This window comes from Rhizobium sp. K102 (assembly GCF_022385315.1).
Classification (GTDB): Bacteria; Pseudomonadota; Alphaproteobacteria; order Rhizobiales; family Rhizobiaceae; genus Rhizobium; species Rhizobium croatiense.
The window spans coordinates 1572105-1597557 of record NZ_CP092436.1; the positions used below are offsets into that span (position 1 = coordinate 1572105).

Here is a 25453-nt window from a genome sequence, read left to right on the forward strand (position 1 = left end):
CCCCGTCCGCGGGGACAAGGGGACAAGTCGCGACCTCTCCGCCTCTCTCCAGCCACTCGCAGGGCATGTCCCCTCTCCCGTCAGAACGGGGAGAGGGTTAGGGTGAGGGGCAATCGTGAGCTCAATACCTGCGCGACATCCCGGCCGCCTGGGAGATCGGCGAAGGCTGCCCCTCATCCGGCTGCCGCCACCTTCTCCCCGTCCGCGGGGACAAGGGGACAAGTCGCGACCTCTCCGCCTCTCTCCAGCCACTCGCAGGGCATGTCCCCTCTCCCGTCAGAACGGGGAGAGGGTTAGGGTGAGGGGCAATCGTGAGTGTGAACCTAACAACCGTCGGACAAGCCCGAGCATGACGAAGGAGAGGTTAGCAAGCATTGTCGTCCGCAGACCGACTAGGGCGAAAGATTGCGCGCCGAACCTTACTCAGCCGCCATCAACAGCTTCTTTTCCCGCGCCGCCCTGAGCCGCGCGAAGTCGTCACCCGCATGGTGCGAGGAGCGGGTCAGCGGGCTGGACGCGACCATCAGGAAACCTTTGCTGTAGGCGACCGTCTCGTAGGACTTGAACTCCTCGGGGGTGACGAAGCTTTCGACCTTGTGATGCTTGCGGGTCGGCTGCAGGTACTGGCCGATCGTCAGGAAGTCGACATCGGCGGTGCGCAGGTCGTCCATCAGTTGCAGCACTTCGTTGCGCTCCTCGCCGAGGCCGACCATGATGCCGGACTTGGTGAACATGGTGGGATCGAGTTCCTTCACCCGCTGCAGCAGCCGGATGGAGTGGAAGTATCGGGCGCCGGGGCGAACTGTGAGATAGTTGCCGGCAACCGTTTCCATATTGTGGTTGAAGACGTCGGGCTTGGCGGCGACCACACGCTCCAGCGCCCCGGGTTTCTTCAGGAAGTCCGGCGTCAGGATTTCGATCGTCGTTGCCGGCGAGGCCGCACGGATCGCCCAGATCACCTTTTCGAAGTGTTCGGCGCCGCCGTCCTCGAGGTCGTCGCGGTCGACCGAGGTGATGACGACGTGGGAAAGGCCCATCTGCTTGACGGCTTTGGCGACATTCTCCGGCTCGGCCATATCGAGCGCATTCGGCTTGCCGGTGGCGACGTTGCAGAAGGCGCAGGCGCGGGTACAGATCTCGCCCATGATCATGAAGGTGGCGTGCTTCTTGTCCCAGCACTCGCCGATATTCGGGCAGCCTGCCTCCTCGCAGACGGTGACGAGCTTATGCTCCTTCACGATCGCCCGCGTTTCGGCATAGCCTTTGGAGGTCGGCGCCTTGACGCGGATCCAGTCCGGCTTGCGCATGACTTCCGTATCCGGCCGATGCGCCTTCTCGGGATGGCGCACGCGCTTGGCGTCGGGATTGATCGTATCGAGAATGGTCACCATTGCAGTTTCAGCTTTCCGCCGCCCTTAAAGCGGCATCATCTCTTCGATCTAGCGCCGCACCAGCCGCGCAAGGAATATCAGCAGGCAGGCGCCAAGGAAACCCGTGACGAAGTAACCGAGGCGTCCACCGGCAAGTTGGACATGGAACTGAGCGAGGATGGCGGTGGCGACGACCGAGCCGACGATGCCGAGCACGATGTTCAGGAAAATCCCGTATCGTGCATCCATCAGCTTCCCGGCGAGCCAGCCCGCGAGCCCCCCGATGATGATTGCCGAAATCCAGCCCACGCTCTCCATGCCTGCCCTTCTCCCTAAGCGACTGCCCTGGCAACCAGCACCACGATGATCGCGCCGACGGTGGCGTGGATGATCTGCACGACAAGGGCGTTTTCAATGCCCAGCGAAATGCCCAGCGCGCTGAACAGATAGCCGCCGACGAAGGCGCCGATGATGCCGCTGAGAAGACATCTGATCAAGCCGCCGCCACCGACGACCAGACTTGCGAGGAAGCCCGCCACCAGGCCGATCAGCAAAAACACCAGCAACGCCTGCGTCTCCATAGACATGAGGATTTCCTTTCGTTTTTTCTACCCAGGGGCGGCTTAAGCCATAGGACAGCTTCGTCGCCTCGGAGGACGGCTTGCCGCCTGAGGGACGGCTTCGCCGCCCTGGGGATAAAGGGCGGCCCTGGAAATTATCAAGCGTTCAGCACGCGGCCATAGGCATCCAGCACCGCTTCCTTCATCGTTTCGGAGACGGTCGGATGCGGGAAGATGGTGTGCATCAGCTCTTCTTCCGTCGTCTCGAGGTTCATCGCGACGACGAAGCCCTGGATGAGCTCGGTGACTTCGGCGCCGACCATGTGGGCGCCGAGCAGCTCGCCGGTCTTCTTGTCGAAGATCACCTTCACCATGCCCTGGTCTTCGCCGAGCGCGATCGCCTTGCCGTTGGCCGCAAAAGAGAAACGGCCGACGCGGATGTCGCGGCCCAGCTCCTTGGCCTTGGCTTCGGTGAGACCGACTGAAGCGACCTGCGGGTTGCAATAGGTGCAGCCGGGAACCTTGCCCTTGTCGGTCGGATGAACATTCGGCAGGCCGGCGATCTTCTCGACGCAGACCACACCCTCATGCTCGGCCTTGTGCGCCAGCATCGGCGGGCCGGCGACGTCACCGATCGCATAGATGCCGGCGACATTGGTCTTGCCGTAACCGTCGGCGACGACGCAGCCGCGGTCGGTTTTGATGCCGAGCGCCTCAAGGCCGAGATTTTCGATATTGCCCTGAACGCCGACGGCAGAGATCATCCGATCGGCGGTGATCTGCTGCACCTTGCCATCCGATGTCTCGACATGGGCAGTGATGCTGCCCGCCCCCTTCTCGACCTTCGTGACCTTGGCGCTGGTGAAGATCTTCAGGCCGCGCTTTTCCAGCTGCTTGCGGGCGATGGCGGTGATTTCGGCATCCTCGACCGGCATGATGGTCGGCATGACTTCAACAACCGTCACATCGACGCCCATCGAGCGGTAGAAGCTGGCGAATTCGATGCCGATCGCGCCCGAACCCATGACGATCAGCGACTTCGGCAGCGCCTCGGGCTTCAGCGCCTCGAAATAGGTCCAGATCAGCTTACCGTCAGGCTCGATACCCGGCAGCGCGCGCGGGCGGGCGCCGGTCGCGATGATGATGTGCTTGGCGGTATAGGTGCCCTCGCCCTTGACGTTCTTTGGCAGCGGATGCTGCGGCTCGACGACCGGCTTCGACGACTTGCCGACGACGATCTCGCCCGGTTTGGTGATCTTTCCTTCGCCCCAGATGATGTCGATCTTGTTCTTCTTCATCAGGAAACCGACGCCGGCGTTGAGACGGGCGGAAACGGCGCGCGAGCGGCCGACGACGGCCTTGGCGTCCGGCTTGACGGTGCCTTCGAGAACGAGACCGAAATCCTTGAAGTGGTTGGCGTGATCCAGCACTTCGGCCGAGCGCAGCAGCGCCTTGGTCGGAATGCAGCCCCAGTTCAGGCAGATGCCGCCCATATGCTCGCGCTCGACGATCGCGGTCTTGAGGCCGAGCTGGCTGGCGCGGATGGCGGCAACATAGCCGCCGGGGCCGGAGCCGATGATGATGACGTCGTAGGATTCAGCCATGTGTTTCCTGCCCTTTGTTACGCTGCGCTGCGGGTCATGAGCACCCACGCGTGCCTCTTGCTGTTTTCGAAGACCGGCACGGCATCCGCACGCGCAGCCTCCAAGAATCCGTTTCTTCCATAAAGCGATAATGCCGCTTCATTATTGCTTGCGGTGATCAGGCTGACGGGCCGGCGATCGGCCCTTTCGATCTGATCCTCCAACAACCTGCGTCCGATGCCGATGCCGCGCAGATGGCGATAGACGCCGAGACTGCCGATGAACCAGCTTCCCACAACCGTTTTCTGCAAGGCGAGCATCGGCGCGGTCGCCGGGATCGTCGCCTCGATATCGCCTATGCCTTCATCCAGCGCATGGCCGATCGCCACACCGGCAATCTCGCCATAGGCCTCGGCGATGACGGCATCCCGCCAGCCGCCAACGGCTTCCTCCTCACTCATTTTCAGCCGCCCCCGCTCCAAAGGCGTGTCGCTTATGCCGCTCGCCACATCGGCGAACCAGAGCCAGGAGGCAAACCCATGCGATGCGATATCCGCCAGAATCGCCAGCTCCGAGGCATCACGCCGTGAGGCCTGCCGCAGCGCGATGAAGGCGGTCATATCCTCAGATCCCCAGCATCATCCGCACGATCGATTCCAGCCCGCGTCCGAGCGCACGGGTGTTTTCCGCATCGAGATGAATGCCGTCGATCGGCGTGGTCCTGGCAACGGAATTGCCGTCGAAGAAGCCGCAGCCGAGTTCGTCGGCGAGATCACGATAGAGCGTCGCAAGCTTGGCCGATTCCTCGATGCCGCCGGGAAAGGATGCCGCGAAGGGTACGTTGCCCGTCGCGCAGATCGCCGGCGGCGCCACGATCAGGATCTCCGGTCCGTCGAATTCGAAGGGCCAGGCATGGTTTCGGATCAGCCGCACGAGGCGGCTGATGCCCTGGCAGGCGGCAAAGGCCGAACCCGCCACAACCGGCTTCATGTCGTTGGTGCCGAGCAGGAGAATGACGAGATCGAGCGGCGCATGCGTCTGCAGGATCGTCGGCAGGATGCGCGCACCATTGCGGTCGCAATCGGCGAGATGGTCGTCGAAGGCGGTGGTGCGACCGTTCAGCCCTTCGGCGATGATGCGCGCCTCGCTGCCGAGCGTTGCCTGAAGCACGCTCGGCCAGCGATTCTTGTACTCATGGCGGCCGATTGTCTCGGCGTCATAACCCCAGGTCAGCGAGTCGCCATAGCAAAGAACGGTCTTGGTCATTTCCGCCTCCGCCCAGCTATCAGACAAGCATGCCCATCGGGTTCTCGATGTAGCCCTTGAAGGCCTGGAGCAACTCGGCGCCGAGCGCACCGTCGACGCAGCGATGGTCGGTCGAGAGCGTGACGCTCATGACCGTGGCGATCGCCATTTCGCCGTTCTTGACGACGACCCGCTGTTCGCCGGCACCGACCGCGAGGATCGTCGCATGCGGCGGGTTGACGACGGCGGCGAAGTTCTTGACGCCCATCATGCCCATGTTGGAGACCGAGCTGGTGCCGCCCTGATATTCCTCGGGCTTCAGCTTGCGGTCCTTGGCCCGCTTGCCGAGATCGCGCATCTCGTTGGAGATGACAGACAGCGTCTTCTGCTCGGCCTTGCGGATGATCGGGGTGATCAGGCCGCCGGGGATCGAGACGGCAACGCCGACATCGGCGTGCTTGTGCTTGACCATGTTGCTGTCGGTCCAGGAGACGTTGGCATCCGGAACATCGCGCAGCGCCAACGCCATGGCCTTGATGACCATGTCGTTGACCGAGAGCTTATAGGCCGGAGCGTTGTCCTTGCGGGGAGCCGCATCGTTCAGCTGGGCGCGCAGCGCCATCAGCCCGTCGAGCTCGCAATCGACGCTGACGTAGAAATGCGGGATCGTCTGCTTGGATTCGACCAGGCGCCGGGCGATCGTCTTGCGCATGCCGTCATGCGGCACGAGCTCGTAGGAGCCGGGCTCGAAGAGCTTGAGCACGGCGTCATCGGAAGCGCCCTTCGGCGCTGCGGCGGCAGGCGCAGCAGCTGCGGCAGCCTGCGGAGCAGCAGCAGCCGGTGCGGCGGCAGGTTTGGCGCCACCGCCGGCAACGGCGGCTTCGACGTCGCTCTTAACGACACGGCCGTACGGACCGGAGCCTGCGACAGCCGAAAGGTCGATGCCGGCTTCCCTCGCGAGCCTGCGAGCGAGCGGCGAAGAGAAGGTGCGGTTGCCACCGGCTGAAACCGCCGAGGGTGCGGCGGCGGGCGCAGCAGCCGGAGCGGGCTCAGCCTTCGCCGGTGCAGCCTCGGCCTTCGCAGCCGGAGCGGCTTCAGCCTTGGCGGGAGCGGGCGAACCCGCACCGTTTGCGGCAGCGGCCACGTCCTCGCCATCGGCGGCGAGAACGGCGATCAGCGCATTGACCTTGACACCTTCGGTGCCGGCGGCAACGACGAGCTTGGCGACCGTGCCTTCATCGACGGCTTCGACTTCCATCGTCGCCTTGTCGGTCTCGATCTCGGCGATCACATCGCCTGACTTGACCTTGTCGCCTTCCTTGACCAGCCACTTGGAAAGATTGCCTTCTTCCATGGTCGGAGAGAGGGCGGGCATCGTGATATTGATCGGCATCGAGATACCCTCCCTTTATTTGTAGCAAACAGCCTTCACCGCATCGACGACTTCGCCGACGTTCGGAAGCGCCAGCTTTTCGAGATTGGCGGCGTAAGGCATCGGCACGTCCTTGCCCGCAATCGTCAGGATCGGCGCATCGAGATAATCGAAGGCCTGCTGCATGACGCGGGTGGCGATTTCGGTACCGACGGAGGACTGCGGATAACCCTCCTCGACGGTGACCAGACGGCCGGTCTTCTTGACCGATTCGATGACCGTCGGAAGATCCATCGGGCGGATGGTGCGAAGGTCGATCAGTTCGACGTCGATGCCGATCTTCTCGAGTTCGGCAACCGCCTTCGTCGCATAGGTCATGCCGATGCCGAAGGAGACGACGGTAGCGTCCTTGCCCGAACGATGGATGCGGGCCTTGCCGATCGGCAGGACGAAATTATCGAGCTTCGGCACGTCGAAGTGCTGGCCGTAGAGAATTTCATTTTCGAGGAAGATCACCGGGTTCGGATCGCGGATGGCCGCCTTCAGCAGGCCCTTGGCGTCGGATGCCGTATAGGGCATGACGACCTTGAGGCCGGGGATTGCGCTGTACCAGGCCGCATAATCCTGGCTGTGCTGGGCGCCGACGCGGGCGGCCGCACCGTTCGGACCGCGGAAGACGATCGGAGCGCCCATCTGGCCGCCGGACATATAGAGCGTCTTGGCGGCCGAGTTGATGATGTGGTCGATCGCCTGCATGGCGAAGTTGAAGGTCATGAATTCGACGATCGGGCGAAGGCCGGCCATGGCGGCGCCGACGCCGACGCCGGCAAAGCCATGCTCGGTGATCGGCGTATCGATGACGCGGCGGGGGCCGAATTCCTGCAGCAAGCCTTGAGTGACCTTGTAGGCGCCCTGATATTCGGCGACTTCCTCGCCCATGACGAAGACGTCGTCGCTGGCGCGCATTTCTTCGGCCATGGCGTCGCGGAGCGCTTCGCGCACCGTCATCGACACCATTTCGGTGCCGGCAGGGATTTCCGGGTCGTTCGGAACGGCAGCCTTCGGCTCGGCCGGAAGCGGTGCGGAAGCAGAACCGCTATTGGTCGGCTTTTCTTCCTGGGCAACCTGCGGCGCGGCGACCGGAGCCGGCTGAGCAGCAGCAGGAGCAGTGGAAATCGCGTCGGCCGATTCGCCATCCTGCAGCAGCACGGCGATCTTGGTGTTGACCTTGACGCCTTCTGTGCCGGCATCGACGAGCAGCTTGCCGATGACGCCCTCGTCGACGGCTTCGACTTCCATCGTCGCCTTGTCGGTTTCGATTTCGGCGATCACGTCGCCCGAGGTGACCTTGTCACCTTCCTGTTTCAGCCATTTGGACAGCGTGCCTTCTTCCATCGTCGGAGAGAGGGCGGGCATGAGGATATCGATAGGCATGGGTTCCCTCCCCCGATTAGAGCAGAATGTCGGTGTAGAGCTCGGATGCATCCGGCTCCGGATCGGCCTGGGCGAAATCGGCGCTGTCGGCGACGATGTCGCGTACATCCTTGTCGATCGCCTTTAGATCGTCTTCCGAGGCCCAGCCCTTTTCGATGAGGCGCGCCTTGACCTGCTCGATCGGATCCTGCTCGGAGCGCATCTTCTGCACTTCTTCCTTGGAGCGATATTTCGCCGGGTCCGACATGGAGTGGCCGCGGTAACGATAGGTCAGCATTTCGAGAATGATCGGGCCCTTGCCGGAGCGGCAATGTTCGAGCGCCTCGTCGGCCGCCGCCTTGACAGCGCGGACGTCCATGCCGTCGACCTGGATGCCGGGGATGCCGAAGCCGGAGCCGCGCAGCGAGTAGTTCGACTGCGCGGTGGCGCGGGCCGTCGACGTACCCATGGCGTAGCGGTTGTTCTCGACGATATAGACGATCGGCAGCTTCCAGAGAGCGGCCATGTTGAAGCTCTCGTAGACTTGGCCCTGGTTGGCGGCGCCGTCGCCGAAATAGGCGATCGAGACATTGCCGTTGCCGCGGTAATGGTTGGCAAAGGCAAGGCCGGTTCCGAGTGAAACCTGAGCGCCGACGATGCCGTGGCCGCCGTAGAAATGCTTCTCTTTGGAGAACATGTGCATCGAGCCGCCCTTCCCGTGGGAATAGCCGCTGCGGCGCCCGGTCAGCTCGGCCATGACGCCGCGCGCTTCCATGCCGGTTGCGAGCATATGGCCGTGGTCGCGATAGGCGGTGATGACCTGGTCGCCTTCCTTCTGCGCCATCTGCATGCCGACGACGACAGCTTCCTGACCGATGTAGAGATGGCAAAAGCCGCCGATGAAGCCCATGCCGTAAAGCTGACCGGCCTTCTCCTCGAAGCGGCGGATCAAAAGCATCTCGCGATAGGCCTTGAGTTCCTCATCCCGATCGAAGTCGGCTACCGGGCCTCCATTCGATGCTTTGGCTGCTGGTTTTGCTGCAGTTTTGCGGCTGGAAACGGTCGCGGTCTTTCGCGGCGCCATTCAACCCTCCCTATGGGTTTGTCGTTTCTCGGTGGCGCGTACCATAGGGAAGAAATTTGACCACAGCAATGCCATAATTGCATGGCTCGTATTCGTCACTAAACTATTGGAAACAAAGCAGAAATAAGAATTAACCGAATTCCGGTTAATTGGAGTAGTGGTTGAATATGACGATCTCGTCCGCACGCGACATATTCAGCTGATATCGCGCCTTTTCATCCAACATGTCCTTGTCGAGCGAACCGTCACTGAGGAGCGCGACCTGACCTTCCAAATGTTCGCGCTTCGCCTTCAACACCGCAAGCTCTTTTTCGCGCGCGACACGCTGACGCTCGAACGTCTCCGTCGCCCGCAGGCCGTAATCGCCATGAACGCAATGATAACCGAAATAGGAGAGGAAGGCGACCGTCATGGCCGGGATGACGAACCGGCCGAATTTTCTCTTCTTATGATGCTTTGTCCACATACACGTATGCTCTTGAACGCATTACCAATTCGTTCAGCATAACGCGCAGAGATTAACCGTTCGTTGACCGTAAACAGGAGCAATAAAAAACCCGCGCCGGGAGGGCGCGGGTTAAGCCATTGACGTTCAGATTCGATCAGCCGCGGATGATCGAGCGGCCGGCATACTGCGCCTGCGGGCCGAGGCCTTCCTCGATGCGGATCAGCTGATTGTATTTGGCAAGGCGGTCGGAACGCGACAGCGAGCCTGTCTTGATCTGGCCGCAGTTGGTGGCAACCGCGAGATCGGCGATGGTCGAATCCTCGGTTTCGCCGGAGCGATGGGACATGACGGCGGTGTAGGCCGCCTTGTGCGCCGTATTGACCGCATCGAGGGTTTCCGTCAGCGAACCGATCTGGTTGACCTTGACGAGGATCGAGTTGGCGACACCCATGCGAATGCCGTCGCGAAGGCGGGCGGAGTTGGTGACGAAGAGGTCGTCGCCGACGAGCTGCGTCTTATTGCCGATCAGGTCGGTCAGCGCCTTCCAGCCGTCCCAGTCGTCTTCGGCCATGCCGTCCTCGATCGAGATGATCGGGTATTTGTCGGCGAGCTCGGCCAGATATTCGGCCATGGCGCCCGATTCGAGCGTGCGGCCTTCACCTTCAAGAACGTATTTGCCGTCCTTGAAGAATTCGGTCGAGGCGCAGTCGAGGCCGAGGCACATGTCGTCGCCCGGCTTGTAGCCGGCTTTCTCGATCGACTTCATGATGAAGTCGAGGGCCTCAGGGGCGCTCTTCAGGCCCGGTGCGAAACCGCCTTCATCGCCGACATTGGTGTTGTGGCCCTGGGCTGCAAGTTCCTTGCGGAGTGTGTGGAAGACTTCCGAACCCATGCGCACGGCTTCGGCGATCGTATCGGCGCCGACCGGCAGGATCATGAATTCCTGGAAGTCGATCGGATTGTCGGCGTGGGCGCCGCCGTTGATAATGTTCATCATCGGCACCGGCAGCAGACTCGCCGAAGCGCCGCCGACATAACGGTAGAGCGGCAGGCCGGAAGCCTGGGCGGCAGCCTTGGCGACGGCAAGCGAGACGCCGAGGATGGCGTTGGCGCCGAGGCGCGACTTGTTCGGCGTGCCGTCCAGTTCGATCATGATGTTGTCGATCTGGATCTGGTTTTCGGCGTCGATACCGCCGATGGCGTCGAAGATCTCGGTGTTGGCGGCCTCGACCGCCTTTTCGACGCCCTTGCCGAGGTAGCGCTTGCCGCCGTCGCGCAGCTCGACCGCCTCATGCCCACCCGTCGAGGCGCCCGAGGGAACGGCCGCGCGGCCCATGCTGCCGTCTTCGAGATAGACGTCGACTTCGACGGTGGGGTTGCCACGGCTATCGAGGATCTCGCGGGCGATGATATCGGTGATTGCAGTCATGGGTTCTTCCTGCTCGGTGGGTGATCAATCGTTCGAAGCCTGTCATAATCGAAGGCGTGCAAATTACAATGCCGCAATTCCCCGCCTGCGAGGCGTCTGACGTGGCCTAAACCACGATCAAGTCAGCCTGTTGAACATCAAGCCTTGGCGACCGCGTCGAAGGCAAGCAGCTTCTCAAGCAAGCGCGGCATATCCTTGAGATAAACCATGTTCGGGCCGTCGGACGGCGCGTTGTCAGGGTCCTGGTGGGTTTCGAGGAAGACGCCGGCAATTCCCGTCGCCACGGCTGCCCGCGCCAGCGTTTCAACGAATTCGCGCTGACCGCCCGAGGATTCGCCCTGCCCGCCCGGCTGGGCGACGGAATGGGTCGCATCGAAAATGACGGGCGCGCCCATCGCCGCCATGATAGGCAGCGAGCGCATGTCGGAAACCAGCGTATTGTAGCCGAAGGAAGCGCCGCGCTCGCACAGCAGCACGTTCGGATTGCCGCTGGCATTGAGCTTCTTCAGGACGTTCTTCATATCCCAGGGGGCGAGGAACTGGCCTTTCTTGACGTTGACGACGCGGCCGGTCCGAGCGGCGGCGATCAGAAGATCGGTCTGACGGCAGAGGAAGGCGGGGATCTGCAGAACGTCGATCACCTCCACCACCTCGGCGCATTGTTCGGCGGTGTGGACGTCGGTCAAGACCGGAAAGCCGAACTCCTTCTTCAGGTCGGCGAAGACCTCCATGCCCTTTTCAAGGCCAATGCCGCGCTCGGCCGAAAGCGACGTGCGGTTCGCCTTGTCGAAAGAGCTCTTGTAGACGAGGCCGATGCCGAGCTTTGCGCAGAGCTCCTTCAGCGTGCCGGCCATCATGAAGGCGTGGTCGCGGCTTTCCATCTGGCAGGGGCCGGCAATCAGCGACAGGCGGCCGGTGTTGGAAAAGGTGACCTGGCCTGCGCCCTCGCCGATCTTGACTTCGGAATTGGTATCAGTGCTCATCGTGGTTCCTCGAAGGCAAAAAGCGCGCCCTGCCCGGGCGTGGGCTTCACCAGAATGCGATTGTTCTTGCGTGTGTATGTCACTCCGTTAGCAGCCAAATGCGCTTCTGTCACGGCAAGATCGGTGACGGTGAAGAGGATTGCCTGACCGCGCAGGCCACGATCGGCGGCGGAAACGACAAGCTCGAAATAGGCCTCCAGCCCTTCCGGCGTCATCAGGCTGATCTTGGCATTGGATGCCGCGATCTTCATGCCGAAACCGGTTTTCTCCACCACCGTCTGCCCGACCGCAAGACCAACGAAGGCGGCAAACGCAGCCGGCTCCGGCGAACAAAGCGCGATCTCGGCAATGCCGGTCACGCCATTGGCATGCGTCTCCAGGGCGGCACGACCGGCCGGGAACGAATTGATGCGCTGACAGGTGAAGAGAAAGAAGTCGGGCGCGCGCAGATCTCCTGAAAAGGCCAGTTTGAAGCTGCCGACGCTTTCCGAACCGTCCGGCATCCGCATCGGCCGGCTGAACTGCAACATCTCGCCGCCACTCGCGCCGTTGCCCACGAATCGCCGATGATCGAGGCCGGCATCCTCGGTGAGAAAGGCCAACGCCGAAAGTCCCTCCTCGCCGCAGCGGAAGCGGAAGGCGCGATTGCGGGCGATGAAGACATTGCCCTGGCGGGCCGCTGTCTCGCTCTCCTCGACACTCGCCACGCCGAGCGGCTCGATATAGGTCTTGTCGGCGAAAAAAACGCAGGCATTTTCCGTTCCGAACGGATGGCGCGCATCGGCGGCGACGGTAAAGCCGAGCTTGCCGAGCCTTTCGCGCGCCAGGTCGATATTGACGACGGGCAGTACGACATGATCCAGCGGGTGCGGTTTGGCGGAATGTGCGATCATGATATCCCTCCTGACACGCCAGAGATGTGCGACAGCACCACCCCAATGCAAGACATGTGCGCCAATCCGGCGAATGAAAATAAAAATCTCGACGAGTTGGTGCGAAGTTTTACGGAAATTTAGCTACTTGCGGAACACATATGGAACATATAGTGTCCGTTCTGGATTTGTTTCAATCACGGGGTCTGACGTCGATGCTCACGCGCAAACAACAGGAGCTTCTCCTTTTCATTCATGAGCGCATGAAGGAATCCGGCGTTCCGCCCTCTTTCGACGAGATGAAGGATGCCCTGGATCTCGCCTCGAAATCCGGCATTCATCGCCTGATCACGGCGCTGGAGGAACGTGGTTTCATTCGCCGCCTACCGAACCGGGCCCGGGCCCTGGAAGTGATCAAGCTGCCGGAGGCCTATAGCCCCAGTCTTCAGCCGCGCCGCGGTTTTTCACCGAGCGTTATTGAAGGCAGCCTCGGCAAGCCCCAGCCGGTCGCCGCCCCCGCCCCCGCAAAGCCGATCGCCGACAACGGCAACACTGTGTCCGTGCCAGTCATGGGCCGGATCGCCGCCGGCGTTCCGATCTCGGCGATCCAGAACAACACGCACGACATCGTCGTTCCCGCGGATATGCTCGGCTCGGGCGAGCATTATGCGCTGGAGGTCAAGGGCGATTCGATGATCGACGCCGGAATCTTCGACGGCGACACGGTGATTATCCGCAACGGCAGCACCGCAAGTCCCGGCGATATCGTCGTTGCGCTGGTGGACGACGAGGAAGCGACGCTCAAGCGCTTTCGCCGCAAAGGTGCCTCGATCGCCCTCGAAGCCGCCAACCCGGCTTACGAGACCCGTATTTTCGGGCCTGACCGGGTCAAGGTGCAGGGCAAGCTGGTCGGCCTCATTCGCCGTTATCACTGACAGCGGACGGGCCGGATTCGGTAAAACTGTCTTTGCGCCAATCATAGGCGCGATGGCGCATCCATGGACGCGACAAAACATCGAATGCGGTTGCGACCTCGAATCCCGTCTGCGCAAAACGCAGTTCGACGGAACCGGTCCTGCGCAGCGTCTCGCCGGTGAATAGCGTCGCACCCGAGCGGCAGCGGTCGAAACGCAGGCGCACCGCGGTCACGACAATCTCGCCGGCGTCGCAGGCCGGGCCGAGATAGGCGGCATTGTCGATGACGGCGACGACATGGCCATTGCCGAGCCTGGCTATGCACCAGGCCTTCTTGACGCAGGAAAATCGATTTACCTCACCGCCGGCTGCAGCGGCCACCATTGCCGTCCTCGCGTCATTCTGCTGGTCGCGGGACAGCCTGACGCGGCGGTCCTCACCCGGTGGCGGGATGGCAGGGCCATCCAGAATCTTCGGCGGGTAGTGCGCCGGCAGGACCAGCGCTCTCTGCCACTGGCCGAAGATGAAATCCGGCGGATTTTCGCGGTTGGAAGCCAGTGCCGCCGTCGCGACAAGCGCGACCAGACCACCATCCTCGGATATTACCAGATCCGGTGGCCGGGACCCCGGCAGAGTGAGCACGATGAGCGTCGAGACGGCGAGGATCGATGTGCCGGCATGGCGCAACCGGGTGCGGAGCAGCGTCAGCAGCAGAAAGCCTGCCACGGCGACCGCGAAATACCAGGCGGGCAAGCGGCCGAGGTCGATATCGCCGCCCCAGCCGGACACCGTCTTGGCGACCGCAATCACCAGATCGAGGCCGAAGCCGACCACCTTCCAGAGCGGAGCGTCCAGACCGAACGGCATGAGCAACATCGCCAGCAGTCCGGCCGGCATGACGATGAAGGAGATGATCGGCATTGTCGCAAGGTTTGCCGGCAGGCCATAAGCGGTCAGGCGATGAAAATGCTCGACCGCAAACAGCGCCGTGGAAAATCCGCCGATCAGCGAGGTCAGGAAGACGCCGCCGAAGAAACCGGCGACCGCCACGACCGGCCGCAGCACCGGCAGCTTCAGCAACGCGTTCTCCCGGACGCGCCGGTCCTTCCACAGCTGATAGCCCGATACCAGTGCCAAAGTCGCGGCAAAGGACATCTGGAAGCTCGGACCCAAGACTTCGGAGGGTGAAATGGCGATGATGATGAGCGCCGAGAGAACGACATTGCGTAGGCTGATCGACGGCCGGTCGAAGAAGACGGCAATCAGCATGATCGCCATCATAATGAAGGCGCGTTCGGCCGAAACCCCGAATCCTGAGATCAGGAAGTAGGCTGTGACGGCGACGAGTGCGCCGGCAGCAGCGATCTTCTTTGTCGGATAGGCTTGAGCGACACCGGGAACGAGGCTGAGCAGCATTCGAAAACCGACGAAGAAGATGCCGGCTGACAACGCCATGTTAAGGCCCGAGATCGCCACGATATGAGCAAGGCCGGACTGGCGCAGCGCCTCCGTCGTTTCCTTCGAGATGGCGCGCCGCTCGTCGGTCACCAGAGCAGCGGCAAAAGCGCCCGTGTCGCCGGGCAGAATCGAGCGTATGCGATCGCCGATGCCGCTGCGCAACTGGTAAAGCCATTCGAGCAGAGCTTCGGACGTCGATCTCGCAGGCTGCGGGCCGGCCTGCGAGTCGACTTTCTCAGGCGCACCGTAGAAGAAGCCGTTGGCCCCGATGCCATCGAAATAGGCACCGAAGGAAAAGTCGTTGAGCGCGGGAAGCGCCGGCCCCGCCGGCGGCGTCAACCGTGCTCGGCCGGTGATGACGTCACCGATCTCGAAGGGCGCATCGGCGCCGCGGGCGATCACGGTTATGCGCCTCGGCGGCCGTTTCACCTGTGGCGCCTCGGTGCCGGTGACGGCAAGAACATAGCGCCACCGCCCGCGATCGTCGCCTTCGCGCCGCTCGACGCGGCCGGTCACCGTCGTCGTCACTGATGAATCGAGGATGACGGTCGAGGCCCGCCAGCTTTCGAGCTGCGCGCAGAGCATGCCGCATACCACGAGGGCAAGCGCCATAAGCGTTGCCCACAAGACCGGCCGGCTGCGGCCGGCGACGAGCACCGCAAACATCAGCACCGACAGGCAGAGCAACGATGGAAGGAGCGGAAAATCCGTTGCAGCAAGAAACCAGAATGCCGCGCCGGCGCCGAGGAAGACCGGCGAGAACAGGAGCAGGCGGCCGTGATCGGCCTCCTCGCTGAGCAAACGGCCGCCAGCGCGCAGCAATTGTGCGACCGCGGTCGTTAGCCGGTGGTGCAATGGCATCGCAGACTGCGTTGTTACCGGCCGCGATCCCACGGCAGGAGCCGGAAACGCGACGGGATCGGCAAGGCCGACGCCTGCTTGCGGCCGCAATTCGACTGTCGTCAATTCCTGCATGCGCCGCCCGATATGACCTTACCCTGGGTCCAGAATGCAACCTCCGAGCTCATCCGGCAAGAATAATCGATTGAAATACGGTCGAAAATTGCGAGCGCGAAAAGATCAGTCGAATCATCGGCTTCCGCTATGCGTGCTGCTCATCGCTGCAGTGCCTAAAAGGTGATGCCGCAATGCACAAAATGGCGTCACGGTAACTTGGCATTAGCCTCGCGATCATATAGCTATCGCAAAGGACGCTTAACCCCTATGGCGCTTTTGTGGCGCCACCGACATTTCGGAGGATCAGCATGACGGATCAAAGCGCAACAATAAAAATCGGTGATAAATCAGTCGACCTCGCCGTCAAAAGCGGCACGATCGGCCCGAGCGTCATCGATATCGGTGCTCTCTACAAGAACACCGCCTCCTTCACGTACGATCCGGGTTTCACCTCGACCGCATCCTGTGAATCCAAAATCACCTACATCGATGGCGATGAGGGCGTTCTGCTGCACCGCGGCTACCCGATCGAGCAGCTCGCCGAACATGGGGACTTCCTCGAGGTCTGCTACCTCCTGCTTTACGGCGAACTGCCGACGGCAGCGCAGAAGAAGGACTTCGACTATCGCGTCACGCATCACACCATGGTGCATGAGCAGATGAGCCGCTTCTTCACCGGCTTCCGCCGCGATGCGCATCCGATGGCCGTCATGTGCGGCTGCGTCGGCGCGCTTTCTGCCTTCTATCACGACTCGACCGACATCACCGATCCGCACCAGCGCATGGTCGCCAGCCTGCGGATGATCGCCAAGATGCCGACGCTGGCCGCCATGGCTTATAAGTACCATATCGGCCAACCCTTCGTTTACCCGAAAAACGACCTCGACTATGCGTCGAACTTCCTGCGCATGTGCTTTGCCGTTCCGTGCGAGGAATATGTGGTCAACCCGGTGCTTGCCCGCGCCATGGACCGCATCTTCATCCTGCATGCCGATCACGAGCAGAACGCCTCGACCTCGACCGTCCGTCTCGCCGGTTCGTCGGGCGCTAACCCCTTCGCCTGCATCGCGGCCGGCATCGCCTGCCTGTGGGGCCCCGCGCATGGCGGCGCCAACGAAGCAGCACTCAACATGCTGAACGAGATCGGCACTGTCGATCACATTCCGGAATATATCGCCCGCGCCAAGGACAAGAACGATCCGTTCCGCCTGATGGGCTTCGGCCACCGCGTCTACAAGAACTACGATCCGCGTGCCAAGATCATGCAGAAGACGACGCATGAAGTGCTCGGCGAACTTGGCATCAAGGACGATCCGCTGCTCGAAGTGGCGATGGAGCTCGAGCGCATCGCGCTCACCGACGAATATTTCATCGAGAAGAAGCTCTATCCGAACATCGACTTCTATTCCGGCATCACGCTGAAGGCGCTGGGCTTCCCCACGACCATGTTCACCGTGCTCTTCGCGCTCGCCCGCACCGTCGGCTGGATCGCGCAGTGGAATGAGATGATCGAGGATCCGGAACAGCGCATCGGCCGTCCGCGCCAGCTCTATGTCGGCGAACCTAAGCGCGACTACATCCCGGTTTCGAAGCGCTGATCGCGCGGACCAATCGGCTCAAACGAAAACCCGGTCAGAAACGACCGGGTTTTTTCTTTTTCAGCACCTCGAGAAGGATTTCGGCAGCATATTCGCCCGGCGGCTTTTCGGTCTGCATGCGCTGCCAGATCAGCTCATAGCCTTCCTTCATCGCCCTCAACTGGTAGGTGTCGGCCGACAGCCTTTCCATCCAGCGTGCGAGACTTGCCCCACGAACGATATCGTTCAGATATTCCGGCACAACCGCGTAATCGGCAATCAGGTTTGGCAGCGCCCCTGTCCAGGTCTTGATACCCGATGTCAGCAGCCGCATGATCCAGTCGACCTTATAGGCGGAGACGACGGGAACGTCGGCGAGCGCCAGCTCGAGAATAACGGTTCCGGATGCCGCCATGGCAGCGTCGGCTTCGACGAAAGCCTTCCACTTTGCTTCCGCGCCGACTACGATCTCCGGCGTTATCGCCCATTTCGCCGTCAATTCGCGCACAAGCCCTTCCTTGTGTCGCATCGTCGGCAGGATAAAGCGCATCGGCCCGTTGCGGGCGACAAGTTCGCTCGCCGCCACCTCGAAATGCGGCAGAAGCTTCTGGATTTCCGAGGAGCGTGAGCCGGGCAGAAGCAGGATTGTGCCGTTGCCGGGCCGTCTTCCCGCGCGCAGGCGTCGGGTCTCCAGGAGCGCAGGGTCGGCGGTCAGGCGATGCCCCACATAGGTCGTTGCCGGGCCGTTGAGGCGCTGCATCGTCGCCGGTTCGAAAGGCAGGACAGCGAGCACGTGATCGACATAGGCAAGCATGCGGTTGGCGCGATATTCCTTCCAGGCCCAGACGCTCGGGCAGACATAATCGACGACAGGCAAATCCGGCAGCGCCGTGCGGACGCGCTTTGCCACGCGATGGGTGAAATCCGGGCTGTCGATGATGAGCAGGATGTCAGGCCTTGCGGCGATGATTTCAGCCGTTGTCCGGCGGATCAGGCCAAACAGCTTCGGCAGCCGGCTCAGCACCTGGGTGATTCCCATGATCGACAGTTCGGAAAAATCGAACAGGGATCGCAAGCCCTCCGCCTGCAGACCCTCGCCGCCGACACCGACAAGTTCCACCGGTCCGCCATGGATCCGCTTCAGCGCGGCGATGAGGTCGGCGCCGAGGAGATCGCCCGACACCTCACCGGCAATGACGGCAATCTTCAGCGGCGCGCCGGTCATTCCAGCCCCCATTCCGGCAGGCCGCGATCAATGCCGCAGACGAAAAGCCCCGCCTCGTCGGCGGCGCGGATGACGGCAGCACGATCGAGCACCAGCGAGCGGCCGGCTTCGACGGCGATACCGGCAAGGCCGGCTTTACCGGCGTTCAGCACCGTGGAAACGCCGATCGCCGGTAGGTCGGCGCGAATGTCCTGCTGCGGCTTGCAGAGCTTGACGAGCACGCCGCGGCGGCGCGTCGAGATGCGGCCGGCGGCTCTGAGGCCGGCGACGCGGTCGAGCATCTCATCGGTGCCCTCAAGGCCTTCCAGCGCGACAACCCGCCCGCCGATGCTGACGGCGCCCTGCCCAATATCCAGCCGGCCGAGCGTCTCGGCGGCTTCGGCAGCACGGCTGATATCGCGCTGATCTTCATCGCCGGGTGCCACGGCGCCAAGCGGACCGACGGAAGCCAGCAGGTCGGGAGCGATCTCATGAGCGCCGACGACGCGCCGGCCATTTCCCTCGATCAGCCGGATCACCATCTGCAGGACCGTATCGTCGCCGCCGGAGAGCAGGGTGCGGATCGCGGCCGGCACCTTCATCAGAATGCGCAGCGTCGGGCGCACCTCACGCCATTCCGGCCGGCGGCGCACGCTGCCAGACATCACCACGCGGCCGATGCCATAACGGTTGAGAAGACTATCGAGGGCGGCGAAATCGCCGATGCCGACAATGGCGTGGTCGTAGCCTTCCCAACGCCGGTCGCTTTCGTCCTTGAGGGCGACGATAACAGGATTTTCGCCTGCTGCGCGTGCGGCTTCCGCGACGTAGGAAGGCAGAAGGCCGCCGCCGGCGATGATCGCCAGCCGGCCCGCCGCGGTGTCGCCTGATAAAGCCACGGGCTAGCCCTTCTGACCTCGGGTCGGCGAGGACAGGGCGCGGTCGCTATCGGCGGCGATGAAATCCAGGATCTGCATCACCTCTGCGCAATCGGCATATTCCTCGCGGATGGCCGCGGCGTTCTCGCGCACGGAGGCCGTTCCCTCGAAGATCGCCTTGTAGGCGCGGCGCACCCTGTGGATCACGGCGCGGTCGATGCCGGCGCGCGTCATGCCGACGACATTGAGGCCGCCCAGCAGACCGGGATTACCGTTCAGCATGCCGTAGGGAATGACGTCGTAACTCACTGCCGACAGCCCGCCGACGAAGGCCTGACGGCCGACGCGGGTGAACTGATGAACGGCCGAGCCGCCGCCGAGAATGACGCGATCCTCGATGACGACGTGGCCGGCGAGCATGACGTTGTTCGACATGATCACGTGGTTGCCGACCCGGCAGTCATGCGCCACATGCGAATTGGCCAGGAACAAATTGTTGTCGCCGACGATCGTCTGGCCGCCGAAATCGGCGGTGCCGGTGTTCATCGTCACGCCTTCACGGATCGTGCAGTTGGCGCCGACTGAAAGCGTCGTCTCTTCGCCGGCGTGATGCACGCTCTGCGGATCGCCGCCGACGACCGCCATCGGGAAGATGCGCGTGCCCTTGCCGATCACGGTGCGGCCAGTGACGATCGCATGCGCCAGGAGCTCGACATTGTCATGCAGGACGACGTGCTGCCCGACATGGCAGAAGGGACCGATCTTGACGCCCTCACCGATCGTGGCTCCGTCTTCGACGACGGCCATCGGGTGAATGCGGGCGCTTTCGGCAATCGTGCTCATGCCTGATCCTTACGAACGATCATCGCGCCGATATCGGCCTCGGCCACAAGCCCGCCGTCCACCTTGGCGTCGCAGTGAAACTTCCAGATATTGCCGCGCTGCTTGTGCTTCTTGACGTGGAATTCGACGCGATCGCCCGGCACAACCGGCTTGCGGAAACGCGCATTCTCAATGGTCATGAAGTAGACAAGGTTGCCCGGCTGGCCTTCCTTCTTAGCGCAGATCGCACCCGCCGTCTGCGCCATGCCCTCGATCAGCAGCACACCCGGCATGATCGGCGACTCCGGAAAATGGCCGGTGAAATGCGGCTCGTTCACCGTGACATTCTTGATGCCGATCGCCGCGTTGTCGCCATCGATCTCGATGATCTTGTCGACCATCAGAAACGGATAGCGATGCGGCAACAGCTTCATGATCTCGATGATGTCAGCCGAAGAAAGCGTCGTCGTGGCTTCCTCAGTCATTTTCCTTGCCTCCAGGGTTCCGCCCGCGCAACTTGGACTTCGACACTTGTTGCGCCGCCTCTCTCAGATAGTCTTTCAGCGGACGAGCCGGTACGCCGCCATATTGCCCGCCGGCGGCAAGATCGGTCATGATACCGCTTTTGGCGGCGATCTGCACGCCGTCGCCGATCGTCACATGGCCCTTGATGCCGGCCTGGCCGCCGATCTGCACGCCGTTGCCGATCTTCGTGCTGCCGGCAATGCCGACCTGCGCGACAATGGCGCAATGGCGGCCCATCTGGACGTTGTGGCCGATCTGGACCTGGTTGTCGATCTTCGTCCCCTCGCCGATCACCGTATCATCCATGGCGCCGCGGTCGATCGTGGTATTGGCGCCTATCTCGACATTGTCCTGGATGATCACCCGGCCGATCTGGACAATCTTGATCATGCCGCGCGGACCCGGCGCATACCCGAAACCATCCTGGCCGATGCGAACGCCGTTGTGGATGATGACGCCGTTGCCGATCAGCGCGCAGAGAATGCTGGCGCCGGCAGCAATCGAACAATCCCGGCCGATCTTGACGCCTGGACCGATGATGCTGTGCGCGCCGATGCGGGTGCCCTCGCCGATTTCGGCATGCGCGCCGATTACCGCCAGCGGCTCGACGATCACGCCTTTTTCCAGCTTGGCGCTCGGATCGATCACCGCGCTCGGGGCGATCTCACCTTCACCCGGCGAAATGGTGACCGGGCGCAGTGCCGCCGGGTAGAACAGGCCGCCTGCCATGGCGAAAGCCGCATGCGGATTGGACGACAGGATGATCGGGATATGCTGAGGTACGAGGTCGGCGAGCGCCTTGTCGCAGATCACCGCCGAAGCCTGGCAGGTCAGCAGCTCATCCCGGCTGCGGCGCGATAGGATATAACAGACGTCGCCCGCCCGCGCCCGGTTGATGGGAGCGACGGAGCGGACGATGATGTCGGCATGATCGGAATTGGCGAGTTCCGCCCCAAGAAACTCTGCCAGCTCAGCGAGCTTCAGACCTTCATGGGGCAGAAAAAAAACGTTTTGCTCCATCGGCAATGCTCCAGAACGGAATTGAGTCTTACAGTTCCGGACTGCCGATATCAGAATTGGTTGTTGATGCCAAACTTGAAGTTCTGCGTCTTGTCGAAGTCTTCCTTGAGGACCGGAATTGCGTAATCCAGACGCAATGAACCGAAAGGAGACTGCCAGACGACGCCGACACCGACGGAAGCGCGCAGCGAGGCGTCTTCACCCTCGATGCCGTCGCCCCTGAGGTCGACGTCGTTGCCGAACAACGTGCCCGCGTCGGCGAAGACCGCGCCGCGCAGATTGAAGTCACGCGGGAAGCCCGGCATCGGGAAGGTTGCTTCGGCCGACGCGGTGAAATACGTCGTACCGCCCAGCGGATCGTCGTTGGTGCCGGCAACGCGCGGGCCGATGCCCTTGTTTTCGAAACCGCGAATGTCGCTGTTGGTCAGCGTGAACTGGTCGAAGACGTTCAGGTGCTCGCCGAAGCCGACGACGTAACCAGCCGAGGCCGAAACCGAGCCGATGATATCGGCATCGTCAGCGAGCAGGTGGTAGTAACGGGCCTTGCCGTAGATCTTGTAGAACTGCGAGTCGCCGCCGAGACCGGCAATTTCCTGCGTCGCCGTCGCGTAGATGCCTTCGCGCGGCAGCACCGTGTCGTCGAGCGTGTTGTAGGTCAGCGTCTGCGAGATGGAAGACCGCGTCCACGGGCTGTCCTCGACGAGGTGCTGATACGGAGCCGACAGATCGGAAAGATCGCTGTTGTCAGCGTCATACTTCATCTGCTTGTAGTTATAACGGAAGGTCGTCGCCAGATCCTCGGTGATCGGCGCGGTGACGCGCAGGACGACGCTGGTTTCCTCGTAATCGTAGTTATCATTGCTCGACGTCTCGCTGTGGTTGACGTCGAAGCCCGCCGCCAGACGATAGCCGAGGAAATAGGGCTCGGTGAAGCTGACGCCGTAGGCGCGCGAACCTTCCTGACCGCCGCCGGCCGAGATGCGGATGTACTGGCCGCGGCCGAGGAAGTTCTTCTCTTCGATCGACGCTTCGAGCAGCAGGCCGTCACCGCCGGCTGCATAACCCGCACCGACGCCGAACGAACCAGTGGACTGATCCTGCACGTCGACAACCACCACGACGCGATCCGGCGAGCTGCCCGGCTGGGTGGAAATATTGACGGAGGAGAAATAGCCGAGCGCTTCGAGGCGGCGCTTGGCCTTGGTGATCATCTGCTGATTGAAGGCGTCGCCTTCGCTCATGTCGAATTCGCGGCGGATGACGTAATCGCGCGTGCGGCTGTTGCCACGGATTTCGATGCGCTCGACATAGGCGCGCTCGCCCTGGTCGACCAGATATTCGACACCGATCGTATTGTTGTTGAGGTCGCGGTTGCCGCGCGGCGTGACGCGCGCAAAAGGATAACCGGCAGAGGCCACCTGATCGGAGATCGCCTCGATCGACTTCTGCACTTCCTTGGCGCTGTAGACCTGGCCCTCCTTGGTGCGCACCAGCGGCAGCAGCTGATCCGAGCCGACGCCTTCGACCGTCGACTGGACGGTCACCGGCCCGAAGTCGTAACGCTGACCTTCCTCGATGTTGAAGGTGAGCGTGTACTTGTTGGTTGCCTCGTCGAAGCTCGCATCGGAAGAGACAATGCGCATATCGGCATAGCCGCGGTTGTAATAGAACTGGCGCAGCGCTTCTTCGTCCGCGTGAAGCTTGTCTTCGTTATAGACGTCCTTGCGGGTCAGGAACGAAAGGAAGTTCGAACGCTTGGTATTGATGACGGCAGCCAGACGGCCGGCGCTGTAGGCATTGTTGCCGACGAAATTGATCGAATCGATCTTGGTGCGATCGCCTTCGTTGATGACGAAGGCGAGATTGACGCGACCTTCGCCGAGCGGCACCACCTGCGTCGTCACTTCGACTTCGCTGCGGCCGGTGGCGGCGTAGGCATCCTTGATCGCCTGGATGTCGGACTGGATCTGAGTGTCGCTGTAAGGACCGGCAGCATGGGTCTGCACGATCGTCGCGAGCTTGTCGTCCTTGATCTTGCGGTTGCCGTTGAAGACGACCTGATTAACGAGCTGGGCCTCCTGGACATTGACGACAAGCGTGCCGCCGGAGACCGAAATCTTGACGTCGGAGAAGTAACCGGTGCCGTAGAGCTGCTTGACCGAGTCATCGATGTCAGTGTTCGAAAAACTCTTTCCGGGCGTGATGGTCAGGTTCGACCGGACAGCTTCCGCGCCGACGCGGCTGGCGCCGCGCACATCGATGCGCTGGATAACCGCGGCCTCGGCGGCCGTAGCGGAAACGAACGTCAAAGCGCCTGCGCCCGAAGCAACAACACTAGCAGACAGCGCAACCGCCGATACTGCGTTCAAAAACTTTGAACCAGCCTTCATTTCACCTATTACCTTTTTTCCCTCGTCCCCGTCCCCGGGAGAACCCGATTCCGGTCACGTGTGTCGTTTTACCCGCTTTTGACATACAAGCAAGGGAGGGCGTTAATTTCTGTTTACTTCATTTCGAAGCGTGACCCATTCGCCACTACAGCCTTGAAACATCGTAAATAAATAGTAATTCCCTTACCTTGCGCGTTTACCCTGAGCTCAGGCTTATGTCGTTCCAGGTCGTAAAAACCATCAATGTCAGTATCATTGCCAAGCCGATGCGAAACGCAATTTCGTGAGCCTTAGGCCCCAAGGGTTTGCCCCGCACCGCCTCCACCGCATAGAGCATCAGGTGGCCGCCATCAAGTACCGGAACCGGCATCAGGTTAAGCAATCCTATCGAAACTGAAAGTGTCGCAGCAAGCTGCAGCACCGCGCCGAGACCAAGGCTTGCCATCTGTCCGGAAGCTTGCGCCACACGGATCGGACCGCCCAATTGATCGGCCCGCATCGATCCCGCGAAGATATTTCCGATATATTTGAAGGTGCCGGTGACGATGCCTGCGCTTTCGATCACCCCTTCCCGCACCGCCTCAAGCGGGGCGTAGGTCCGCAAGCGGAAATTACCGGCCTCCTTGTTGGTGATGATGCCGATCTGGCCGAGTTCAATCTTATTGCCGAACTGGTCGGTCGTGTCGGTGCGTTGCGGCACCATCGGCACATCGAGCTTTTGGCCGCCGCGCTCGATCGTGACGACGATCCTTTGGCTCGGACGCATGGCGACATAGCGGCGCACCTCATCGAAGGTCTCGACCTTGTCGCCGTCGATGGCAATCAAGAGATCGCCGGGAAGAATCCCGGCGACGGCGGCCGAGCTCTCCGGCTTGACCTCGGCAACGACCGGGTCAGCGATCATGCGGCCATAGACGGTGAAGAGAACAGCGAAGATCACAATCGCCAACAGGAAATTGGCGATCGGACCTGCCGCAACGGTCGCCGCCCGTTTCCAAAGCTTGGCTCCCGCAAAGGAGCGCTCCCTGTCCTCCTCCGACATGGCGGCAAGCCTGTCGCTGTCCGGCTTGCTCGAAACATCCTCGTCGCCGAAGAATTGGACGTAACCGCCAAGCGGGATCACCGAGAGCTTCCAGCGCGTGCCATGGCGGTCGGTGAAGCCGAATATCTCCGGGCCGAAGCCGACCGAAAAGGCAAGAATGCGGATGCCGCTCCAGCGCCCGACGAGGTAATGGCCCATCTCATGAACAAAGACGAGCAGCGAGAGCACCAGGATGAAGGTGACGATGTTCCCCATCACAAATGCATATAGGCCTGTCATCACGTCCATGAGTTCCTTCCGTCAGGC

At 61.9% G+C, this 25453-nt stretch carries 23 protein-coding genes; 2 read left to right on the forward strand and 21 right to left on the reverse strand.

The features are described 5' to 3' along the window. Positions 1-419: 419 nt before the first annotated feature. The 13 genes from lipA to MHI61_RS13660 form a co-directional block, all read right to left on the reverse strand. Positions 420-1391: a lipoyl synthase gene (gene lipA / locus MHI61_RS13600; RefSeq protein WP_239792399.1), complete on the reverse strand. Its 972-nt coding sequence runs from the start codon at positions 1389-1391 to the stop codon at positions 420-422. 48 nt (positions 1392-1439) lie between these two features. Beyond that, entirely contained in the window at positions 1440-1688 is a 249-nt protein-coding gene (locus MHI61_RS13605; protein ID WP_064709026.1) for a GlsB/YeaQ/YmgE family stress response membrane protein, read from the reverse strand. Positions 1689-1702: 14 nt separating this feature from the next. Further along, positions 1703-1957, reverse strand: a complete 255-nt coding sequence (locus MHI61_RS13610; protein WP_011425215.1) for a GlsB/YeaQ/YmgE family stress response membrane protein — start codon at positions 1955-1957, stop codon at positions 1703-1705. A 131-nt stretch (positions 1958-2088) separates the two neighbouring features. After that, a complete protein-coding gene (gene lpdA, locus MHI61_RS13615) occupies positions 2089-3534 on the reverse strand; it encodes a dihydrolipoyl dehydrogenase (protein ID WP_239792400.1) in 1446 nt (481 codons plus the stop codon). Between the two features lie 17 nt (positions 3535-3551). Continuing rightward, complete coding sequence (locus tag MHI61_RS13620; protein ID WP_097579189.1) at positions 3552-4133, reverse strand: GNAT family N-acetyltransferase; 582 nt, start codon at positions 4131-4133, stop codon at positions 3552-3554. Positions 4134-4137: 4 nt separating this feature from the next. Then, positions 4138-4779 (reverse strand): SGNH/GDSL hydrolase family protein, encoded by a 642-nt coding sequence (locus MHI61_RS13625; RefSeq protein WP_239792401.1) that lies wholly within the window; start codon positions 4777-4779, stop codon positions 4138-4140. A 19-nt stretch (positions 4780-4798) separates the two neighbouring features. Next, positions 4799-6151 carry a pyruvate dehydrogenase complex dihydrolipoamide acetyltransferase gene (locus MHI61_RS13630; protein WP_239792402.1) on the reverse strand — a complete coding sequence of 451 codons (1353 nt, stop codon included), beginning with the start codon at positions 6149-6151 and terminating at the stop codon, positions 4799-4801. A gap of 15 nt (positions 6152-6166) precedes the next feature. After that, the gene (locus MHI61_RS13635; RefSeq protein ID WP_064683615.1) at positions 6167-7564 is read right to left on the reverse strand and encodes a pyruvate dehydrogenase complex E1 component subunit beta; all 1398 of its coding nucleotides are present in this window, start codon (positions 7562-7564) and stop codon (positions 6167-6169) included. A gap of 16 nt (positions 7565-7580) precedes the next feature. Further along, on the reverse strand, positions 7581-8627 hold the full coding sequence (pdhA, locus tag MHI61_RS13640) for a pyruvate dehydrogenase (acetyl-transferring) E1 component subunit alpha (RefSeq protein WP_003579069.1): 1047 nt from the start codon (positions 8625-8627) through the stop codon (positions 7581-7583). A gap of 145 nt (positions 8628-8772) precedes the next feature. Further along, positions 8773-9093, reverse strand: a complete 321-nt coding sequence (locus tag MHI61_RS13645) for a septum formation initiator family protein (RefSeq protein ID WP_064683613.1) — start codon at positions 9091-9093, stop codon at positions 8773-8775. Between the two features lie 136 nt (positions 9094-9229). After that, positions 9230-10504 (reverse strand): phosphopyruvate hydratase, encoded by a 1275-nt coding sequence (gene eno, locus MHI61_RS13650; RefSeq protein WP_239792403.1) that lies wholly within the window; start codon positions 10502-10504, stop codon positions 9230-9232. Positions 10505-10641: 137 nt separating this feature from the next. Further along, positions 10642-11487 carry a 3-deoxy-8-phosphooctulonate synthase gene (kdsA, locus tag MHI61_RS13655; RefSeq protein WP_239792404.1) on the reverse strand — a complete coding sequence of 282 codons (846 nt, stop codon included), beginning with the start codon at positions 11485-11487 and terminating at the stop codon, positions 10642-10644. After that, positions 11484-12380, reverse strand: a complete 897-nt coding sequence (locus MHI61_RS13660; protein WP_239792405.1) for a VOC family protein — start codon at positions 12378-12380, stop codon at positions 11484-11486. The genes kdsA and MHI61_RS13660 overlap by 4 nt, the downstream gene beginning before the upstream one ends. Before the next feature lie 194 nt (positions 12381-12574). Here MHI61_RS13660 and lexA point away from each other — a divergent pair, with 194 nt between their 5' ends. Continuing rightward, positions 12575-13294 (forward strand): transcriptional repressor LexA, encoded by a 720-nt coding sequence (gene lexA, locus MHI61_RS13665; protein WP_239792406.1) that lies wholly within the window; start codon positions 12575-12577, stop codon positions 13292-13294. Here the strand turns inward: lexA and MHI61_RS13670 are convergent. Further along, positions 13275-15707: a ComEC/Rec2 family competence protein gene (locus MHI61_RS13670; protein WP_239792407.1), complete on the reverse strand. Its 2433-nt coding sequence runs from the start codon at positions 15705-15707 to the stop codon at positions 13275-13277. The genes lexA and MHI61_RS13670 overlap by 20 nt on opposite strands. Before the next feature lie 290 nt (positions 15708-15997). Between MHI61_RS13670 and gltA the strand changes: the two genes are divergently transcribed. Then, positions 15998-17287 carry a citrate synthase gene (gene gltA, locus MHI61_RS13675; protein WP_008526864.1) on the forward strand — a complete coding sequence of 430 codons (1290 nt, stop codon included), beginning with the start codon at positions 15998-16000 and terminating at the stop codon, positions 17285-17287. A gap of 34 nt (positions 17288-17321) precedes the next feature. Here the strand turns inward: gltA and lpxB are convergent, their stop codons facing one another. The 7 genes from lpxB to rseP all read right to left on the reverse strand — a co-directional run bounded on the left by lpxB (position 17322) and on the right by rseP (position 25435). Next, positions 17322-18491 carry a lipid-A-disaccharide synthase gene (lpxB, locus tag MHI61_RS13680; RefSeq protein ID WP_239792408.1) on the reverse strand — a complete coding sequence of 390 codons (1170 nt, stop codon included), beginning with the start codon at positions 18489-18491 and terminating at the stop codon, positions 17322-17324. Continuing rightward, entirely contained in the window at positions 18488-19369 is an 882-nt protein-coding gene (locus MHI61_RS13685) for an LpxI family protein (protein WP_239792409.1), read from the reverse strand. Before MHI61_RS13685 ends, lpxB begins: the two co-directional genes overlap by 4 nt. A 3-nt stretch (positions 19370-19372) precedes the next feature. Further along, on the reverse strand, positions 19373-20191 hold the full coding sequence (gene lpxA, locus MHI61_RS13690) for an acyl-ACP--UDP-N-acetylglucosamine O-acyltransferase (protein ID WP_239792410.1): 819 nt from the start codon (positions 20189-20191) through the stop codon (positions 19373-19375). Next, the gene (fabZ, locus tag MHI61_RS13695; protein WP_239792411.1) at positions 20188-20655 is read right to left on the reverse strand and encodes a 3-hydroxyacyl-ACP dehydratase FabZ; all 468 of its coding nucleotides are present in this window, start codon (positions 20653-20655) and stop codon (positions 20188-20190) included. Before fabZ ends, lpxA begins: the two co-directional genes overlap by 4 nt. Then, positions 20648-21715, reverse strand: a complete 1068-nt coding sequence (gene lpxD, locus MHI61_RS13700; RefSeq protein WP_097607115.1) for a UDP-3-O-(3-hydroxymyristoyl)glucosamine N-acyltransferase — start codon at positions 21713-21715, stop codon at positions 20648-20650. Before lpxD ends, fabZ begins: the two co-directional genes overlap by 8 nt. 50 nt (positions 21716-21765) lie before the next feature. Then, the gene (bamA, locus tag MHI61_RS13705; protein WP_239792412.1) at positions 21766-24105 is read right to left on the reverse strand and encodes an outer membrane protein assembly factor BamA; all 2340 of its coding nucleotides are present in this window, start codon (positions 24103-24105) and stop codon (positions 21766-21768) included. Between the two features lie 196 nt (positions 24106-24301). Beyond that, on the reverse strand, positions 24302-25435 hold the full coding sequence (gene rseP / locus MHI61_RS13710; RefSeq protein ID WP_239792413.1) for an RIP metalloprotease RseP: 1134 nt from the start codon (positions 25433-25435) through the stop codon (positions 24302-24304). Between the last annotated feature and the right edge of the window lie 18 nt (positions 25436-25453).

Excerpts from the sequence above, each read along its gene's own strand:
- lipA (WP_239792399.1), bottom strand. The coding sequence starts at position 1,391 with ATGGTGACCATTCTCGATACGATCAATCCCGACGCCAAGCGCGTGCGC.
- MHI61_RS13605 (WP_064709026.1), bottom strand. The coding sequence starts at position 1,688 with ATGGAGAGCGTGGGCTGGATTTCGGCAATCATCATCGGGGGGCTCGCG.
- MHI61_RS13610 (WP_011425215.1), bottom strand. The coding sequence starts at position 1,957 with ATGTCTATGGAGACGCAGGCGTTGCTGGTGTTTTTGCTGATCGGCCTG.
- lpdA (WP_239792400.1), bottom strand. The coding sequence starts at position 3,534 with ATGGCTGAATCCTACGACGTCATCATCATCGGCTCCGGCCCCGGCGGC.
- MHI61_RS13620 (WP_097579189.1), bottom strand. The coding sequence starts at position 4,133 with ATGACCGCCTTCATCGCGCTGCGGCAGGCCTCACGGCGTGATGCCTCG.
- MHI61_RS13625 (WP_239792401.1), bottom strand. The coding sequence starts at position 4,779 with ATGACCAAGACCGTTCTTTGCTATGGCGACTCGCTGACCTGGGGTTAT.
- MHI61_RS13630 (WP_239792402.1), bottom strand. The coding sequence starts at position 6,151 with ATGCCGATCAATATCACGATGCCCGCCCTCTCTCCGACCATGGAAGAA.
- MHI61_RS13635 (WP_064683615.1), bottom strand. The coding sequence starts at position 7,564 with ATGCCTATCGATATCCTCATGCCCGCCCTCTCTCCGACGATGGAAGAA.
- pdhA (WP_003579069.1), bottom strand. The coding sequence starts at position 8,627 with ATGGCGCCGCGAAAGACCGCGACCGTTTCCAGCCGCAAAACTGCAGCA.
- MHI61_RS13645 (WP_064683613.1), bottom strand. The coding sequence starts at position 9,093 with ATGTGGACAAAGCATCATAAGAAGAGAAAATTCGGCCGGTTCGTCATC.
- eno (WP_239792403.1), bottom strand. The coding sequence starts at position 10,504 with ATGACTGCAATCACCGATATCATCGCCCGCGAGATCCTCGATAGCCGT.
- kdsA (WP_239792404.1), bottom strand. The coding sequence starts at position 11,487 with ATGAGCACTGATACCAATTCCGAAGTCAAGATCGGCGAGGGCGCAGGC.
- MHI61_RS13660 (WP_239792405.1), bottom strand. The coding sequence starts at position 12,380 with ATGATCGCACATTCCGCCAAACCGCACCCGCTGGATCATGTCGTACTG.
- lexA (WP_239792406.1), top strand. The coding sequence starts at position 12,575 with ATGCTCACGCGCAAACAACAGGAGCTTCTCCTTTTCATTCATGAGCGC.
- MHI61_RS13670 (WP_239792407.1), bottom strand. The coding sequence starts at position 15,707 with ATGCAGGAATTGACGACAGTCGAATTGCGGCCGCAAGCAGGCGTCGGC.
- gltA (WP_008526864.1), top strand. The coding sequence starts at position 15,998 with ATGACGGATCAAAGCGCAACAATAAAAATCGGTGATAAATCAGTCGAC.
- lpxB (WP_239792408.1), bottom strand. The coding sequence starts at position 18,491 with ATGACCGGCGCGCCGCTGAAGATTGCCGTCATTGCCGGTGAGGTGTCG.
- lpxA (WP_239792410.1), bottom strand. The coding sequence starts at position 20,191 with ATGAGCACGATTGCCGAAAGCGCCCGCATTCACCCGATGGCCGTCGTC.
- fabZ (WP_239792411.1), bottom strand. The coding sequence starts at position 20,655 with ATGACTGAGGAAGCCACGACGACGCTTTCTTCGGCTGACATCATCGAG.
- lpxD (WP_097607115.1), bottom strand. The coding sequence starts at position 21,715 with ATGGAGCAAAACGTTTTTTTTCTGCCCCATGAAGGTCTGAAGCTCGCT.
- bamA (WP_239792412.1), bottom strand. The coding sequence starts at position 24,105 with ATGAAGGCTGGTTCAAAGTTTTTGAACGCAGTATCGGCGGTTGCGCTG.
- rseP (WP_239792413.1), bottom strand. The coding sequence starts at position 25,435 with ATGGACGTGATGACAGGCCTATATGCATTTGTGATGGGGAACATCGTC.